Source organism: uncultured Polaribacter sp. (assembly GCF_947501385.1).
Classification (GTDB): Bacteria; Bacteroidota; Bacteroidia; order Flavobacteriales; family Flavobacteriaceae; genus Polaribacter.
In genome coordinates, this window is record NZ_CANMVP010000018.1 from 52,356 (window position 1) to 68,135 (window position 15,780).

The following is a 15,780-nucleotide window of genomic DNA, read 5'->3' on the forward strand; positions in this document are numbered from 1 at the left end:
TTAAAATTATGAAGAGAAGAATTTTACGGTACTTAAAACACATTTTTGCAACGTTAATTGTATTATTAACCATAGGAATTTCTATTTTACTTTATGAAAATGGAAGCATGCATTATGGTGATAATATTGAAAGAATGAACTGGAATAATGAAGGTCCGTATGTTTTTTATAAAAATGATTCTATTTTAAATCTTAACTATATTAAAGGCAATAAAATTGATGGTTTTTCTATTGATAGCCAAGAGTTTAATTCTAAGATAAGCGCAAAGAGTTACTTTAACTTAGATAAAACAGAGTTCGATTTTACAATAGACAACAATATTAAAATTCCTAAAACGAACTATAATGATGGAGAAAAAATAATAGCAATTTCTGATATTGAGAGTGGTTATAGAACTTTTAGAGATTTTCTTATACATCATATGGTTATCGATAAAAACCTGCACTGGATTTTTGGCAAAGGTCATTTGGTTTTAGTAGGCGATTTTGTAGATAGAGGTTTTTCTACCACTCAAGTTTTATGGTTTATTTATAAATTAGAACAAGATGCTAAAAAAGTTGGCGGTAATGTCCACTTTATTTTAGGGAATCATGAAATAAAAAACTTGCAAGGAAACTATAAATCTGCTTCTGAAAAATATTTTCATGTAGGTTCTATTTTAAAAAAACAGCAATATGAGTTTTATAATAAAAACTCTTTTATGGGTAGATGGATGACAAGTAAGAACACTTTAGAAATTATAAACGGTCATCTTTTTGTTCATGGTGGCATTCATCCTGAATTGACAAACTTCAAAACCAACATATTAGAAATTAATACAATTGTAAGGGCGAATTATCATTCGGCATCCTATCCTAAAAAAGAAAAAAATTTAGAACAATTTTTAATTTCTACACAAACAGGACCTTCTTGGTATAGAGGTTATTTTAAAGATGATTTAACGCAAGAAAAAATTGAAAAAGGCTTAGATTTTTTTAATGTAAAAGCTGTAGTTGTTGGTCATACAGTTCAAGGGAAAATCAAAAAATTATATAGAGGAAAAGTATTTGGAATTGATGTTATGCATCCTAAAGATTACCATAAGAATTTTCCAAATAAAGAATCTGAAGGTTTGCTAATTGAAAATGAAAAATATTATAGAATTCTTAGTAACGGAAAACGAAAAGAATTATAATATTTATTTGAAAAATTAATTACCTGTGTTTGGTAATTATACTTGATTTACTTTAACCCTATTTCTTTATTGAAATCGGGTTTTTTATTTGAGCTAGATTAATTGCGTTAGGGATTGAAGAGACATCCTTTTATGAGGAACGAATAAAAGATATAACGTAAAGCCCGACTTTATATTGAAGAATGAAATATAAAGTAACGCCCAAATGACTAAAATTTTATTCCTTAAACCAACCTGAATATTTTACATAATTGTTGGCAATTCTATCTATTTCTCCAGAAATTAATTCTTGTGAAACGTCTTTTACTTTTTTTGCAGGAACACCCGCATAAATACTACCACTTTCTACATGTGTGTTTTTAGTCACCACCGCGCCCGCTGCAATAATTGAGTTGGATGCTATGATACAATCGTCCATAATAATGCTTCCCATACCCACCAAAACATTGTCTTTAATTGTGCAACCGTGTACAATTGCATTGTGCCCAATGGAAACATTATTACCAATAGTTGTGGGCGATTTTTGATAGGTTGCATGAATTACAGCACCGTCTTGAATGTTGACTTTATTGCCCATTTTTATATAATGAACATCGCCACGAATTACGGCATTAAACCAAACGGAACACTCTTTTCCGAAAGAAACTTCGCCAACAATGGTGGCATTTTCGGCAACATAACAATCTTCTGGTATTTGTGGGTATTTTCCGTTTACAGATTTTATAACTGGCATAGATGATGATTTTTGATATTTTTAAATATATAAGTTTTAAAAAACATCTCTTCCGAAGTTTCGGAAACAAATTTGATAAAAAATCAAATTCACTCGATGTGACATTCTGTAAATTTAAACTTTTAAAGAATATGAGTTTTCTTCCCTTTGGGAAGAATTAAAGATGGGCTTTTTTATTTAAAATAAGACAATAAATTGGCTTTTTGTGAGGCAGAAACCAAAATTTCTTTTCCATTAGAAACCAGTACGCTTCCGCCCTTTCCTTTTTTGTATTTGGTAATTGCATTTACATTCACCAAATACGATTTATGAATTCTAGCAAATGTATAATCGCTTAGCGCTTGTTCAAAATATTTTAATGTTTTACTAACTAATTTTTTTGAGTTTGCTAAATGAATTTCGGTATAATTATCGTCTGCTTTGCAAAAAACAATATCATTGATATCTAATACCTCAAAACCATCTTGTTGCGGAATCGTGATTTTACCTTTCGCAGAATTCGATTTTGGTTTTAAAACTTGATGCTGTAATTGGTGCTCTTTTTCTTTTATTTCTGAGACTATATTTACCGCTTTTATCAACTCATCTATAGAAATTGGTTTTAGTAAATAATAACTTGCGTGGTTGTTTAGGGCTTCCATTGCATACTGATCATAAGCGGTTACAAAAACAGTTTCAAAGGTTCTGTTTTCTACTTTTTCTAACAAATCAAAAGCATTTCCAAAAGGCATTTCTACATCTAGAAATACCAAATCTAATTCGTGTTTTTGAATTAGGCTATAACCGTCATCAATGTTACTTGCTTCACCTAATAAAGTTACATTTGGGCAATATTTATTGATATAATTGCGGAGAATTTCTCTGCTTATTTGTTCGTCTTCTACAATAATTGCTTTTAGTTTCATGGTTTTTGGTTATTTCGCAGAGTTACTCAGAGTTTTTTCACAGAGATTCACGAAGGTTGTATTTTTTAAGACACAAATTTCACAGATATGTATGTCACTTACCCTTTGTTTGTTTCACAGAGGCTCACAAAGATTTTTCTTAGTGAACCTCTGCGTTTTCTCTGTGAATCTCCGTGAAATAATGCTACTTTTTCTTTAATAATAGTTCAACTTTTGTTCCTTCACCGGTTTCTAAAACATCAGAAACTTCTACAGAAATTCGGTCTTTGTACATATCATTTAAAATAGCAATTCTATTTTTTATGGTACTCATTCCTTTCGATTTTTGTTTTAATTGATGCTTCGTTTTTATTTCTTGTGAATGTTTTCTTCCAATTCCGTTATCTATGATAGCAATTGAAATTGTTTCTGAATCTTTTTTAGTTACAGCAATTTCTAAATTTCCTTTCTCCTTTTTATATCTTAATCCGTGCCAAATTGCATTTTCTATATAAGGTTGCAATAACATTGGCGGAATTGAAAATTGTTCTAAATTGATATTTTCATCAACATGTATTTGATAATCGAACTTGTCTTTAAATCTGTTGTGCTCTAACTTTACATACAATTCTAGCAACTCTACTTCTTTATTTAGTGGAATGAAATCTTCATCAGAATTTTCTAAAACAGCACGCATTAATACAGAGAATTCAGACAAATATCGATTTGCATTTCGTTCATCATTTACCGCAATAAAACTGTTTACCGAATTTAAAGCATTGAAAATAAAATGCGGATTCATCTGAGAACGCATCGATTTCAACGCCAATAAATTATTCGCTAGCTTTTGCTGTTTATTAGTTCTATACATAAAATATGCTAACAAACACATCAACAAAAAACCGCCTGTTAAAGAATAAATAATTAAACGTTGTCTTTTATTACTTTCTTTAGACAATTGTTGATCTACATAAGCTAAACTAATTTTACTTTGCGTAAGTTCTTTGTCTTTTTCTAAGCTTAAAATTCGGTTTTGATTGTCTGCAATTTTTTTTGAAAAACGTTTTGCCTGCTGAATTTCTTGCTCTTTTCTTAAATACAAAGAATCTACTAAAGAAACATATTTTTCATAATTTTTTAGTGCTTTATCATATTCCCCAAGATTTGCAAAAACTTCAGATATTTTTCTAGTTGCATCTTTTTCAACAATAATATCATTCTTCTTTTTTGCACTTTCTCTACTTTTTTCTAAAAATGGAATTGCCTCTTCATAAGCTTCTTTTAAGATATATGCATTCCCAATTTTGTAATTTATTTTTTGTGAAGTAATCGCATCTTCTATATTGTCATTTATTTTTGATGTACTGTCTTTTTCTGTTTTTTGTAAACTTTTTTTCCGAAGCACAATTTCCTCATCGTATTTTTTATTAGCGTTTAAGAAATTCGCTACTTTTTCTTCTTCCTCTAAAACACGAGTTACATTTTCTTTTTCAGCAAAATTTAAAGAGTTCATAAAACCAAGATTCGCTTGTTTTGTGTTTCCTTCTGCTGAAAAAACAGTCGCTAATTTTGAGCTTACATCTGTAATTTTAGCTTTTACAGCATTCGCTTTTGCAATGGCAAATGCTTGTTGGTAATTTTTTTTTGCTTCCACATAATTTTTAGTTGAAAAATAGACATCTCCTAAACCTTCAAAAACGGTTATTTTTTGATAAATACTTAGTTTTTTGTTTAATAATTCTTGATATGTTTTGCTACTCTCATCAAAATTTTTTAAAAAAAATTGTGCTTTGGCTAAACCCATTTTAGCTGCGATTGTTTCTTTAATCTGTAGGGAAAGCTTGTAATTATTTGCTGCCAAATCATATTGTTTCCAATACAAATAAATAGCTGCTAATGTCTTGTAAGAAGCGGAGTTTCTATCGCTAGTTTTTCCGCTTTTAATAGCACTTTCTATAAAAGACAAACTCTTGTCTATATCTTTTGTCTTGTAAAAATTCGCTGAATCTAAATACCTATGATAGGTATCTAATTCTTTCTCTTTTACTTTTGAAAACCTTGAAGTATTCTCTAAAACATCTTCTATAAGAATCTTTATTTCTTCGCTAGATTTTATGGTGTAATACACATCTTCAAAATCTGGATGTGATACCACTAATTGATCATTTACTTTCGCGCTCACTTTGTAATATCCATAAATTTCTGAGTAGCGAAAATATTTTCCATTTACAGAAACTACTGCATTTTTTACAGGAACATTTGTGTCTTTCAATTCAACCTTTACTTCAACAAAAAACTCTTTATTTTGAGTATTTATCTCATTTTCTTGACCAAATACCATGATTTGGGAAAATGCAAATAATATATATATGTACTTCTTAAATTTCATTTATAACATAATTACTGTAAACATACACACAAAAAATCATCTAAAAAAATAGGCTTTCGACATAAAACGGACTTTCATTTACTCATTTGCATCGTTCGCTAAATACTTGTTGCTGTTCACTCAAAATAAAGAGGACTTTACTCATTTTGGTTTTTTTCTTTACATACTTGCTTCTAGTTTTATACCCTCAAAAAATAAAATTATGAACTATTGTAAACTCTTCGTATTCCTTTTCCTAACAACTGTTTCTTACAGTCAAAATAATTCACAAGAAAAACCATTTATAGAAGTTGTAGGAACTTCAGAAAAAGAGATCATTCCAGATGAAATTTATTTAGATCTCTTTCTAAAGGAACGAATGGAAAATGGAAAAAAATTAAATTTAGAATCCTTAGAAAATCAGCTAAAACAAAAATTAAGAAGTATTGGCATTCCTGAAAACAACTTATTTATTTCTGATGTAAATTCAGTTTTAGCTAAAACAGGATGGTTTACAAAAGAAATACTCTCTACGGCAAAATACAATTTAAAAGTAACCAATTCTGAAAAACTAAAACAGCTTTTTAAATGTTTAGAAGAATTAAAAATAACCAATGTAAAGATTACAAAAGCTACGCATTCTAAAATAACAGCATTGCGAAAAGAGAATAGAATTGCGGCTATAAAAGCAGCAAAATCGAAAGCAATGTATTTATTATCTGCAATTGATGAAAAGGTTGGGAAACCTATTAAGATTAATGAAATTGATACAAATCATCAAAATTTTGCTTTTGCGAACACTATAAATGTTGAAGGATATGCTGCTGGACTTTCTAAATTTAGAAGTGAGCAATCTGTTGTTGAATTTGAAAAAATAGTCTTGAAAACATCTATCTATATAAAATTTGAAATTGAGTAAAAAAGAAGTTTGAAATTAAAATGTCCGTTCTAGCATTACTATGCTAAAATAGTTTTTAATTGAAGGTAAGAATGAAACTTTCGAAAACTAATACAAGTTCAAAAAACATCTCGATAGCTTCGCTAGCTACTTTCAATGAAAATGTATTTTCATTTCAGTAATGCTCGATGAGACATTTGCTAAGACACTTTTATTTTTATTTTTTAACCAATAATTTCTGACCAATAGTAATGGTATTGTCTTTTAAATTATTAATAGTTTTTAAATTAGCCACAGAAATTTTAAACTTTCTAGAAATAGAATACAAGGTATCTCCTTTTTTTACATCATAAATGTTTTCTTCTACCCTATTGATTACAATCGGTTTTTTAAAACTTTTACCATCATTTAATTTTTTAATTTCTTTGGTGTATTTTCCTTTTTTAACTTTATCGAACTCGTGTAATTTGTAATCTTTAATAATCTTTAATAATTTTGCTGGGTATTTTTTATCTGTAGCGTAACCCGCTTTTCGCAAACCATAAGCCCATTTTTTATAGTCAGTCATTTTATAATTAAATAAAAAAGCATAGCGACTTCTTTCGGTTAAAAACAAAGAATGATCATTATAAGACGTTTCTGGATACAAGTATTTTCTAAAACATTCTCCCTCTTCATCATCGTCATGATAAACACGCTCACCTTGCCATTGTGTATGGCATTTTATTCCAAAATGATTGTTAGATTTTAGTGCTAATTCACTTCTTCCTTTACCAGATTCTAAAATACCTTGTGCCAGAGTAATACTTGCAGGAATTTTATATTCGTGCATTTCTTTTACTGCAATTGGTGCGTATTTTCGAATGTATGCTAGTGTATATGTATTAAGATTGGGGTTTTTCTTTTCAAGCTTCTTCGTTAGTTTCACCTCATTTACAGAAGGTAAATCTACAGGTTCTGGTTCTATAATGACTACCCCAGGATTTTTCTTGTTCACTACTTTTTTCTTAGCACCACAGCTAGACAAAAGCAACAAAAACAGACAACCAAATAGGATTTTTAACTTCATTTTAAATGTATTACTTGTTGATTTTTCTTTTTTAATTTTTGATTAAATCCTGCAATTCCCTGTATTCCGCCTGTATGAATTGCTAAAATTTTACTGTTTTTTGGGAAATGATCTTTTCTAATTAAATCTAAAATTCCGAACATCATTTTTCCTGTATAAATAGGATCTAGCAAAACAGTTGTTTCTTCTAAAAAACTGTTGATAAAACGGATGAGTTCTTCATTATATTTTGCATATCCACCAAAATGATACTGTTCTAAATGCCAATTTTCTCTTTTAGTGGTGAATTTCTTAATTTCATCTTTTAAAAAATCGCCTTTTAAAGCAGGAAAACCCACTACTTTTTGATGTTCTTTTGCTGAATTTATCAATCCAGAAATGGTACCTCCAGTTCCTATGGCACAACAAATATAATCGAATTTTGAATCTTCTGATGTTAAAATTTCTTCACAGCCTTTTATGGCAAAATCATTTGTACCGCCTTCAGGAATTAAATAAAAATCGCCAAATTTTTCTTTCAGTTGATTGCTGAATTCTTCACTAGATTTATTTTTATATGCTACTCTTGAAACAAACTCAAAAGTCATTCCGTTTCTATGTGCTTCTTTTAAAGTTGCGTTATTTTCTAAGGTCTTTTCTAGGTCAATCCCTAATTCTTCTCCACGTATAATTCCAACAGTTTTAAAATTGTTTAGGTTTCCAGCAACGGCAGTCGCCACAATATGATTTGAAAATGCGCCACCGAAAGTTAATAAGTTTTTTTTTTGTTGACGTTTGGCTTCTTGAAGATTGTATTTTAGTTTTCGAAACTTATTCCCAGAAACAAAAGGGTGTATTACATCTTCTCTTTTTAAAAAGAGGGCTACTTTTTTTTCTTCCAAAATTGGAAGTTGTATTTGTTGGTTTTTACTAACTAAAGTTTCTTGAAAACTAAAAATGTCTGGTCGAGCGATCCCGAAATTTTGGGAGAGACCTAATTCTTTTTCTGAATTTTGATTAATTTTTTGACTTCTCGACTCCGCTCGAAGAGACAATCTCGAAACTATTTGATTTTTAGAATAGCTTTTATTTTTACATTCTGATAAAATTTGTAGTTTATCAAAACCACTATTGGCTAGAGCTAATTTTTTACCTCTACTCCATTTTTTAATTTTCTTTTCAAAAAAAATCGCTTGTTCTACATCATTAAATTCTTGATAAAAAATTAATTCTAAGGGTCTTCTCTTGTAAGTAAAACAGCTCTCATTTAATCCTTGTTGATGCTCATTAAATCTTCTTGCAACATTATTAGTAATTCCTGTGTAAAGGAATTTATCGTTACATTCTAATATATAAACATAATATAGTTTCATTAATTCGTTTTATCTCTCGACTAAGATAGATAAGAAATTTTAATTTTGTGATTTTACCTCTCGATAGCTTTACTAGCTACTTTCAATGAAAATATATTTTCATTTCAGTAATGCTCGAGGGAAAATCGTTAAGAAAACTTAAATTACTAATAGTTAGAAACTTCAGCTTCTACCTTTTCCCACTGTTCCATTAAAGTATCTAATTTTGATTTCTTCGCTTTGTATGTTGAGAAAAAGTTAGGTCTTGCAGCAACTTCGTCATAATTATTAGCTAATTCTAAATCTATTTTTTCGATTTCTTTTTCTAAATCGGCAATTTCAGATTCAATTTTAGACAGCTTATTATTTAGCTTTTTTAGCTCCTTTTCTTGCTCTCTAGACATTTGGTGTGCCTCTTTTTTATTGGAAGTTTTATCAACTTTTACAACGGTTCTTTTTTCTGCTTCTCGTAGATTTTCAATTTTATGTTGCTCTAAGAAATAATCAATATCACCCAAATATTCTTTAATTTCTCTGTCTTTAAAACCATACACGGTAGAGGTTAATCCTTGTAAGAAATCACGATCATGAGAAACTAAAATTAAGGTTCCATTAAAATTATGTAAGGCTTCTTTTAAAACATTTTTAGAAGCAATATCTAAGTGGTTTGTTGGCTCATCCATTATCAACACGTTAAAAGGTGATAATAATAATTTACACAATGCCAATCGGTTTCTTTCTCCTCCAGAAAGTACTTTTGCTTTTTTATCTGCTGCATCTCCACCAAACAAAAAAGAACCTAACATGTCTCGAACTCTTGCTCTGTTAGAATCTGAGGCAGCATCTTCCATGATTTGTAAAACGGTTTTTTCTGGCGGTAAATGTTCCGATTGATTTTGAGCAAAATACCCAACTTCTACATTATGACCTAGTTTTAGATGTCCTTCAAAAGGAATTTCACCCACCATCATTTTTGCCAAAGTAGATTTACCTTGTCCGTTTTGACCTACAAAAGCAATCTTACTATTTCTTTCAATGAGTAAATCAACATTTTCTAGCACTGTTTTGTCACCATAGCTTTTACAAAGATTCTCTGCTTCCACAATAATTTTACCAGGTTCTTTAGAAATGTTAAAACGCACGTTCATGGCTTGATTATCATCTTGATCAACTTCAATCAACTCAACCTTATCTAGTTGTTTCATTAAAGATTGCGCCATAGAAGCTTTACTTGCTTTTGCCTTAAACTTGTTTATTAAGTGTTGTTTTTGCTTTATTTCTTTTTCTTGATTTTTCTGAGCTTGTAGTTGCTTTTCTTTAATTTCTCCTCTTAATAATAAAAATTCTGAATAGGGTTTTTTATAATCGTAAATCTGACCTAAAGAAATTTCTATGGTTCTATTGGTTACATTGTCTAAAAACATTTTATCATGCGACACCAATACAATTGCCCCAGAATATGCTTTTAAAAAGTTTTCTAACCAAATAATAGATTCTATATCTAAGTGGTTTGTTGGCTCATCTAATAATAGAATATCATTGTTTTGAAGTAATAATTTTGCCAATTCAATACGCATTCTCCAACCTCCAGAAAAGGTATCTGTAAGTTTGTCAAAATCTTCTCTTTGAAACCCAAGACCTTGTAAAATCTTTTCTGTATCTCCTTGATAGTTATACCCTCCCAAAAGTTCATAACGTTCTGTTTTATCTGTTAAATCTATAATTAACTGACTGTAAGCTTCGCTTTCATAGTCGGTTCTAGTTGCTAATTGTTCATTAATCTCATCTAACTGAAGCTCAATTTCTTTAATTTCTTCAAAAGCTTGGTAGGCTTCTTCTAAAATGGTTCTTCCTTCTACAAAATCGATATCTTGTCTTAAAAAACCCATTTGTACATCCTTATCAAAAGCCATGGTACCGCCACTGCTTTCGATGTCTTTAGAAAGCACTTTTAATAAAGTAGATTTTCCTGCTCCGTTTTTTCCAATCAGTCCAATTCTATCTCCTTTATTCAATTTAAAAGTGATGCCAGAAAACAATTCAGTTCCCATAAAGGAAACCGTTAAATTATGTACGTTTAACATGTAATTTTTGTAAATTTGTAAGGCGCAAAGCTACTTAAAAAAATAGAGTTATGTTGTTTAAAAAAGGGACAAAAATATACAGTGTTGTAAATGGAAAATGTCCAAGATGTCACGAAGGTGATTTTTTTAAATATCAATTTACTTTTCATCCATCAAAAATTACACAATTACACAAAAATTGCCCGAATTGCAATTTAAAATACATGATAGAACCTTCCTTTTTTTATGGCGCCATGTATGTAAATTATGGCATTACTGTAGCGCTTTCTGTCATTACTTTTTTAATTTCTTCTTTAGTATTCAACTTTACTTTGTTACAGTCTTTTGCTGCAATACTTCTTGCTTTGATTGTTTTAGCTCCTCTAAATTTAAGATTGTCTAGAATGGTATGGATAAATATGTTTGTAAGCTATAAGAAATCGTAACATTTGACAACCAATTAGTTATTTTTTTATATAAATAGCAAGAAAAAATATAATTACCAATATATTTGCGAATAACTAGCCCTATTCTATAATATTCCCCATTAATGAAAATTTTATGTAAAATTATATTTTTGTTATTTTTCTGTAGTGAGCTATACGCTCAAAAAAATGAAGATTATTATCAAAAAATAATCGATACAACTAAAAATAGTGAATTAAAACTGGCTGCTTTAGACAGTTTAATTCATAATGTTGGCAATCAAAAAAACCTTACTAAATTTGCCGATAGAACAGAACAATATGTAGATTTAGCGATACAGTTAGAAAGATATGATGATGCCATAAAGTTTGCAATTAGAGGATTTCACAATATAAATGCTGGTTTAAACCAGAGAAAACGCGCACTTACTTTAATTGAAAAAGTTGAGCAATACAAAGATAAAGTTACCAATTCTTATTTGATTGGTGGAATTTATCAAAAGAAAGCAGGTGCTTATTCTGCCACTAAAGACTATTTAAAATCTATTGAAAACTTCACCTTAGCAATCAACAGTTATCAAGATAATAGTAAAGATTCTATACATAAAGCAGATGCGCTTCAATTTAGAGCACATGAGTATTTTGACAATGGACAATTTTTAAAGGCTATTGAAGATTATCGGTTATCGGCAAAATATTATGACCTTTTAGGCGATAAAGAATATATGAATTATTCTTTAGGAGGTATTATAAATGTCTATGGCGCAAATGGTTTTAACCAAAAAACAATTGAAGAAAGAGAAAAGTTAATTAAAAAAAGAATTGCAGAAAACTTTTCCTCTGGTCTTTATGTAGAATACTATAATCAATCTTTAAACTATAAAAAATTAGATAGTTTACAAAAGCAAGAAGCGTTTCTTTTAAAAGCAAATGAAGCTATAGCTCTAATTAAAGATAAAGATTTACCCACATATCATGCTTTGGTAATTAAAAGCAGTTTGATTAGTTTTTATGCCAAAAGTAAAGACATTGGTAAAGCAAAAAAATACTTAGAAGAAGCAACCCCTTATTATAATAAAATTGATAAAAACGCCTCTTTTGCTGCAGAGTTTTACAAGGCAAAAGCACGGTATTTATTTGCCTTATCAAAATATGAAGAAGCTTTGGTTTTTGCAAAAAAATCTTACAAACTATTTCGAAAAAATGCAAATGTTAACGGAATTATGAATAGCAGTGAACTCCTTTCTGATATTTATACTGAAATAGGAAACCAAAAACTTGCGCTAAGTTCTTTTAAAACCTATTCTAAAATTAAAGATTCTATTTTTAGCGTTACCAAAACAAATGCACTAAGTTATTATCAGACACTTTACGAGACAGAACGTCAAGAAAAAGAAATATCAGAACAAAAGGCCTCTATCAATTCATTAGCAAAAGAGAATGAAGCAAAACGCCGTTTGCTATTATTTGGCAGTGTTTCCGTTGCGCTTCTATTTTTTATTTTTTACTTGTATCGAAATAAACAACAAGCCTTAAAGAAAAAGAAAATGCAAGAAGAATATTCTCAAAACTTGTTGATTTCTCAAGAAGAGGAAAGAAAACGTATTTCTAAAGATTTACACGATAGTTTAGGACAGAGTTTATTGTTAATTAAAAATAAAGTTGCTTTAAAAAGCGATGCTAAAACGAAAGAGTTGGTGAATAATGCAATTGAGGAAATGAGAAGTATTGCCCGCGTTTTACATCCTTTTCAATTAGAAGATATTGGGATTTCTAGAGCTTTAGAAAACTTAATTCTTCAACTAGATGAAAGCTATGAAAACACCTATATTTTTGGCAATATCGATGATATTAAAAATATCTTACCTAAAGAGAAAGAAGTAAATGTATTTCGAATTGTACAAGAATGTTTGTCTAATATTATAAAACATGCCAATGCAGATTCTGCCAAAGTGAATGTAATAAATAATAAAAATAACATTGTAATTTCTATAAAAGACAATGGTATTGGTTTCGATTTTTCTGAAAAGTATAATGATTTTAAAAGTCTTGGGTTAAAAACCATCAAAGAAAGGGTCAAATTCTTAAACGGTACCTTAAAAATTGATTCTGTAAAAAGTCAAGGCACAACATTTACGATTCAATTTTCTAAGTAATGAGAAATTTAGAAATTTTTATAGCAGATGATCATCCTTTATTATTAAAAGGCTTAGAAGAACTTTTGATCGCAAAGCGCTTTAATGTCATTGGAAAGGCTACTAATGGACAAGATGCTTTAAACTTTATTTTAAAAAACACACCAGATATTGCTATCTTAGATATAGAAATGCCTTTAAAGACTGGTATTGAGATTGCCAAACATTGTGCAAAGCATAAAGTAGCTACAAAGATTGTTTTAATTACACTTCATAAGGAAATAGATCTATATTTATTGGCAAAAAAGGTGGGTGTTTTCGGATACATTTTAAAAGAATTTGCTTTAGATGAAATAGAAACCTGTATAGAATCTGTTTCAAATAACATTCCTTACTTTAGTAAAGAGCTTAAAAAACACATTGGTTTTACAGAAGAATCTAATTCAGTTTTAAATTCACTTACCACATCAGAAAAGCGAATCATAAAATTAATTGCACAACATAAAACAAATAAAGAAATTGGTCATTTACTATTTATTTCGCCAAGAACTGTAGAAAAACACAGAAGTAGAATCATCCTAAAATTAGATATTGCTCATGAAACCGGTGCGCTTTTAACTTGGGTCTTAAAAAATAAGCATCTTTTTAGCTAACCGTATTTTGAAACCTTTTGATATCTATTTCTGTATCTAATAATTCGTTATTTTCAATATGGTTGAATAGATTTTTAGCCACGGTGGGTGCAATCATCACCCCACGCGTTCCTAGACCATTTAAAACACATAATTGAAGGTATTGTTCATGAATTCCAACCATTGGTCTCCTGTCTTTTACGGCAGGTCTTATTCCTGCTGTTTGGGCTACAATTTTATAAGGAACCGAAATTACTTTTTTGAGTTTTTCTACCAATTCTTCTTTTCCTTCTTTTGAAGGTTGAGAAGTTTTATCTGCATGATTAAAAGTAGCGCCCACTTTGTAAAGATGATCTCCTAGCGGCAATACAAATAAAGTCGATTTTAAAAGAAAGTCAATTTCTAATTCTGGCGCATGAATTGTAATGATTTCACCTTTTACCTCTTCTAATGGCAAATGATTGAAATACGGATTTTCTTTTAATCCAAAACCTTCTGCAAATACTATTTTAGTTGCCTCTAAATCTTGGTATTCAACTGAATTAGTTTTAAAGACAATGTTCTTATGATTGAATTTCTCAAATCGAATCCAATTATTTTCTTGTAAATACTTTCTATAGGTTGCTACCAATTTATGCGTATCTATTCTACCTGCCTCATTTACATTTCCGAAATGATAATCTGCTATAACACCCGAATAGTTTTCTTTGTCTAACTTTGCATCTAAAAAAGGAGCTACTGTTGGTTTGTCAAAGGCAGCAAACCAATTGTTTTGGTCTGCTATGGATTTAAACACTTTTTTGATAAGAAATTTTTCATCAAACTTTAAGTTGAATTTTTTTTCTAAGCTTTCATAAAAAGGAAGCGCTACTGCCAATTGTTCTTTCGCATTCCAAACTGGCGAAAATCTTTTGAGAATAACAGGATTGTAAACGCCACCAGCAACCAAAGAAGATGTTTGAGAATCGTCCTCAAATACAATAAATGTTTTATTTGCTGCGATCAACGCTTCAACAAATGCCAAACCTGCCAATCCTAAACCGACAATGATATAGTCTACTTTCATCTGGTAAAAATAATTAAGTTTGTGTATAAATTCTAGCTTTTCTTAAAGTTTACCAAATAGATTCGGCTAGTTTGAAGAATAAAAAAAACGTTTGCTTTCACAAACGTTTCTATTTTCTTTTTAGAAATTAGAGTTTAATAATTCCACATATCTATTTCTCTATTTCTAATATCTTCTTTAATCTTATTCGCTTCTAATAATTGAAATAAAGAATTACCTCTAACATAGTCTTCTATGGCTCTGTTTCCGTAAATATTTTCTTCTCTAACAATGGTAGAACTAAATCTTCTTGCGTTTAATAAATGATCAAAAGAAATTGGCTGTGCTGCATTTTTTGGATTAAAAACCTTTGCATCATGTAAAACACCTCTGGCGGATGGAAAGAAAATCCAAAATAGTTCATACAATTCTTCGTCTTCAATTTCCTGAACACCTAAGGTTTGCACATCTTTTCCCATGGGCGCTATTGCCAGCATTCTGTATTTTAATTCACCTTGACGCTTGTCAAAATACCACATTCCTTTTAACATATAACCGGCAACATCTTCCGTTTGAATTCTAAAGGTATCTGAATACCCATTTTCTTCACGTACATTCACCAAACGTTGGTCAATCTCATCTTGCGTAATTTTAGAGGTAAAAAAAGAATCTGAATACGCTTCTGTTATTTTACCTTGTTTAATTCCTTTGATTAAAGTATCAAACAAAGATCTTCTGTCTGAAGAAATATTTGCGGTATCTATTGGGAAATAGTAAGGCAGGTTTATTTTTTGATTTAAATCTACAAATTCCCAGACCACTTTAGACCATAAGATATCTCTATCATCTACGTAACCATAAGGAAGTGGTGCGTCATTATCTGCAGCTAATTGCTGGTCGCTTTTTACACCGATTTCATTTACAGATTTTGCATTCAGTAAATTTGCTTGTGCATTTACCAAACCTGTAGTTATTATAGCGAAAAATAGTACTACACAATTTCTAATCATAACTATGTTTAT

At 29.9% G+C, this 15,780-nt stretch carries 13 protein-coding genes and 1 pseudogene; 5 read left to right on the forward strand and 9 right to left on the reverse strand.

Annotation, left to right across the window (positions count from 1 at the left end):
• Nucleotides 1–8: 8 nt before the first annotated feature.
• Nucleotides 9–1,175, forward strand: a complete 1,167-nt coding sequence (locus Q0998_RS12600) for a metallophosphoesterase (RefSeq protein ID WP_299670326.1) — start codon at nucleotides 9–11, stop codon at nucleotides 1,173–1,175.
• A 217-nt stretch (nucleotides 1,176–1,392) separates the two neighbouring features.
• On the opposite strand, the gene Q0998_RS12605 is transcribed toward Q0998_RS12600, so the two are convergent.
• The 3 genes from Q0998_RS12605 to Q0998_RS12615 all read right to left on the reverse strand — a co-directional run bounded on the left by Q0998_RS12605 (nucleotide 1,393) and on the right by Q0998_RS12615 (nucleotide 5,133).
• Entirely contained in the window at nucleotides 1,393–1,908 is a 516-nt protein-coding gene (locus Q0998_RS12605; protein WP_299670327.1) for a gamma carbonic anhydrase family protein, read from the reverse strand.
• A gap of 173 nt (nucleotides 1,909–2,081) precedes the next feature.
• Nucleotides 2,082–2,813: a LytTR family DNA-binding domain-containing protein gene (locus Q0998_RS12610; RefSeq protein WP_299670328.1), complete on the reverse strand. Its 732-nt coding sequence runs from the start codon at nucleotides 2,811–2,813 to the stop codon at nucleotides 2,082–2,084.
• Nucleotides 2,814–2,997: 184 nt separating this feature from the next.
• Complete coding sequence (locus tag Q0998_RS12615; RefSeq protein WP_299670329.1) at nucleotides 2,998–5,133, reverse strand: histidine kinase; 2,136 nt, start codon at nucleotides 5,131–5,133, stop codon at nucleotides 2,998–3,000.
• Between the two features lie 250 nt (nucleotides 5,134–5,383).
• Here Q0998_RS12615 and Q0998_RS12620 point away from each other — a divergent pair, with 250 nt between their 5' ends.
• Nucleotides 5,384–6,079 carry an SIMPL domain-containing protein gene (locus tag Q0998_RS12620; RefSeq protein ID WP_299670330.1) on the forward strand — a complete coding sequence of 232 codons (696 nt, stop codon included), beginning with the start codon at nucleotides 5,384–5,386 and terminating at the stop codon, nucleotides 6,077–6,079.
• A 196-nt stretch (nucleotides 6,080–6,275) separates the two neighbouring features.
• On the opposite strand, the gene Q0998_RS12625 is transcribed toward Q0998_RS12620, so the two are convergent.
• The 4 genes and pseudogenes from Q0998_RS12625 to Q0998_RS12640 all read right to left on the reverse strand — a co-directional run bounded on the left by Q0998_RS12625 (nucleotide 6,276) and on the right by Q0998_RS12640 (nucleotide 10,542).
• Nucleotides 6,276–7,127, reverse strand: coding sequence for a glucosaminidase domain-containing protein (locus tag Q0998_RS12625; protein WP_299670331.1), 852 nt, complete (start codon nucleotides 7,125–7,127; stop codon nucleotides 6,276–6,278).
• Nucleotides 7,124–8,023 (reverse strand): 1-aminocyclopropane-1-carboxylate deaminase/D-cysteine desulfhydrase, encoded by a 900-nt coding sequence (locus Q0998_RS12630; protein ID WP_299670373.1) that lies wholly within the window; start codon nucleotides 8,021–8,023, stop codon nucleotides 7,124–7,126. The genes Q0998_RS12625 and Q0998_RS12630 overlap by 4 nt, the downstream gene beginning before the upstream one ends.
• A gap of 243 nt (nucleotides 8,024–8,266) precedes the next feature.
• Nucleotides 8,267–8,479, reverse strand: a pseudogene (locus Q0998_RS12635) (GIY-YIG nuclease family protein); the annotation flags it as partial.
• Between the two features lie 146 nt (nucleotides 8,480–8,625).
• Nucleotides 8,626–10,542: an ATP-binding cassette domain-containing protein gene (locus tag Q0998_RS12640; RefSeq protein WP_299670332.1), complete on the reverse strand. Its 1,917-nt coding sequence runs from the start codon at nucleotides 10,540–10,542 to the stop codon at nucleotides 8,626–8,628.
• A gap of 50 nt (nucleotides 10,543–10,592) precedes the next feature.
• On the opposite strand from Q0998_RS12640, the gene Q0998_RS12645 reads away from it, so the two are divergent.
• The 3 genes from Q0998_RS12645 to Q0998_RS12655 all read left to right on the forward strand — a co-directional run bounded on the left by Q0998_RS12645 (nucleotide 10,593) and on the right by Q0998_RS12655 (nucleotide 13,734).
• The gene (locus tag Q0998_RS12645; RefSeq protein ID WP_299670333.1) at nucleotides 10,593–10,967 is read left to right on the forward strand and encodes a DUF983 domain-containing protein; all 375 of its coding nucleotides are present in this window, start codon (nucleotides 10,593–10,595) and stop codon (nucleotides 10,965–10,967) included.
• 104 nt (nucleotides 10,968–11,071) lie between these two features.
• Nucleotides 11,072–13,102 carry an ATP-binding protein gene (locus Q0998_RS12650; protein ID WP_299670334.1) on the forward strand — a complete coding sequence of 677 codons (2,031 nt, stop codon included), beginning with the start codon at nucleotides 11,072–11,074 and terminating at the stop codon, nucleotides 13,100–13,102.
• On the forward strand, nucleotides 13,102–13,734 hold the full coding sequence (locus Q0998_RS12655; RefSeq protein ID WP_299670335.1) for a response regulator transcription factor: 633 nt from the start codon (nucleotides 13,102–13,104) through the stop codon (nucleotides 13,732–13,734). Before Q0998_RS12650 ends, Q0998_RS12655 begins: the two co-directional genes overlap by 1 nt.
• Here the strand turns inward: Q0998_RS12655 and Q0998_RS12660 are convergent.
• The gene (locus Q0998_RS12660) at nucleotides 13,727–14,779 is read right to left on the reverse strand and encodes an FAD-binding oxidoreductase (RefSeq protein ID WP_299670336.1); all 1,053 of its coding nucleotides are present in this window, start codon (nucleotides 14,777–14,779) and stop codon (nucleotides 13,727–13,729) included. The genes Q0998_RS12655 and Q0998_RS12660 overlap by 8 nt on opposite strands.
• A gap of 134 nt (nucleotides 14,780–14,913) precedes the next feature.
• The gene (gene gldN / locus Q0998_RS12665) at nucleotides 14,914–15,768 is read right to left on the reverse strand and encodes a gliding motility protein GldN (RefSeq protein ID WP_299670337.1); all 855 of its coding nucleotides are present in this window, start codon (nucleotides 15,766–15,768) and stop codon (nucleotides 14,914–14,916) included.
• Nucleotides 15,769–15,780: the final 12 nt, after the last annotated feature.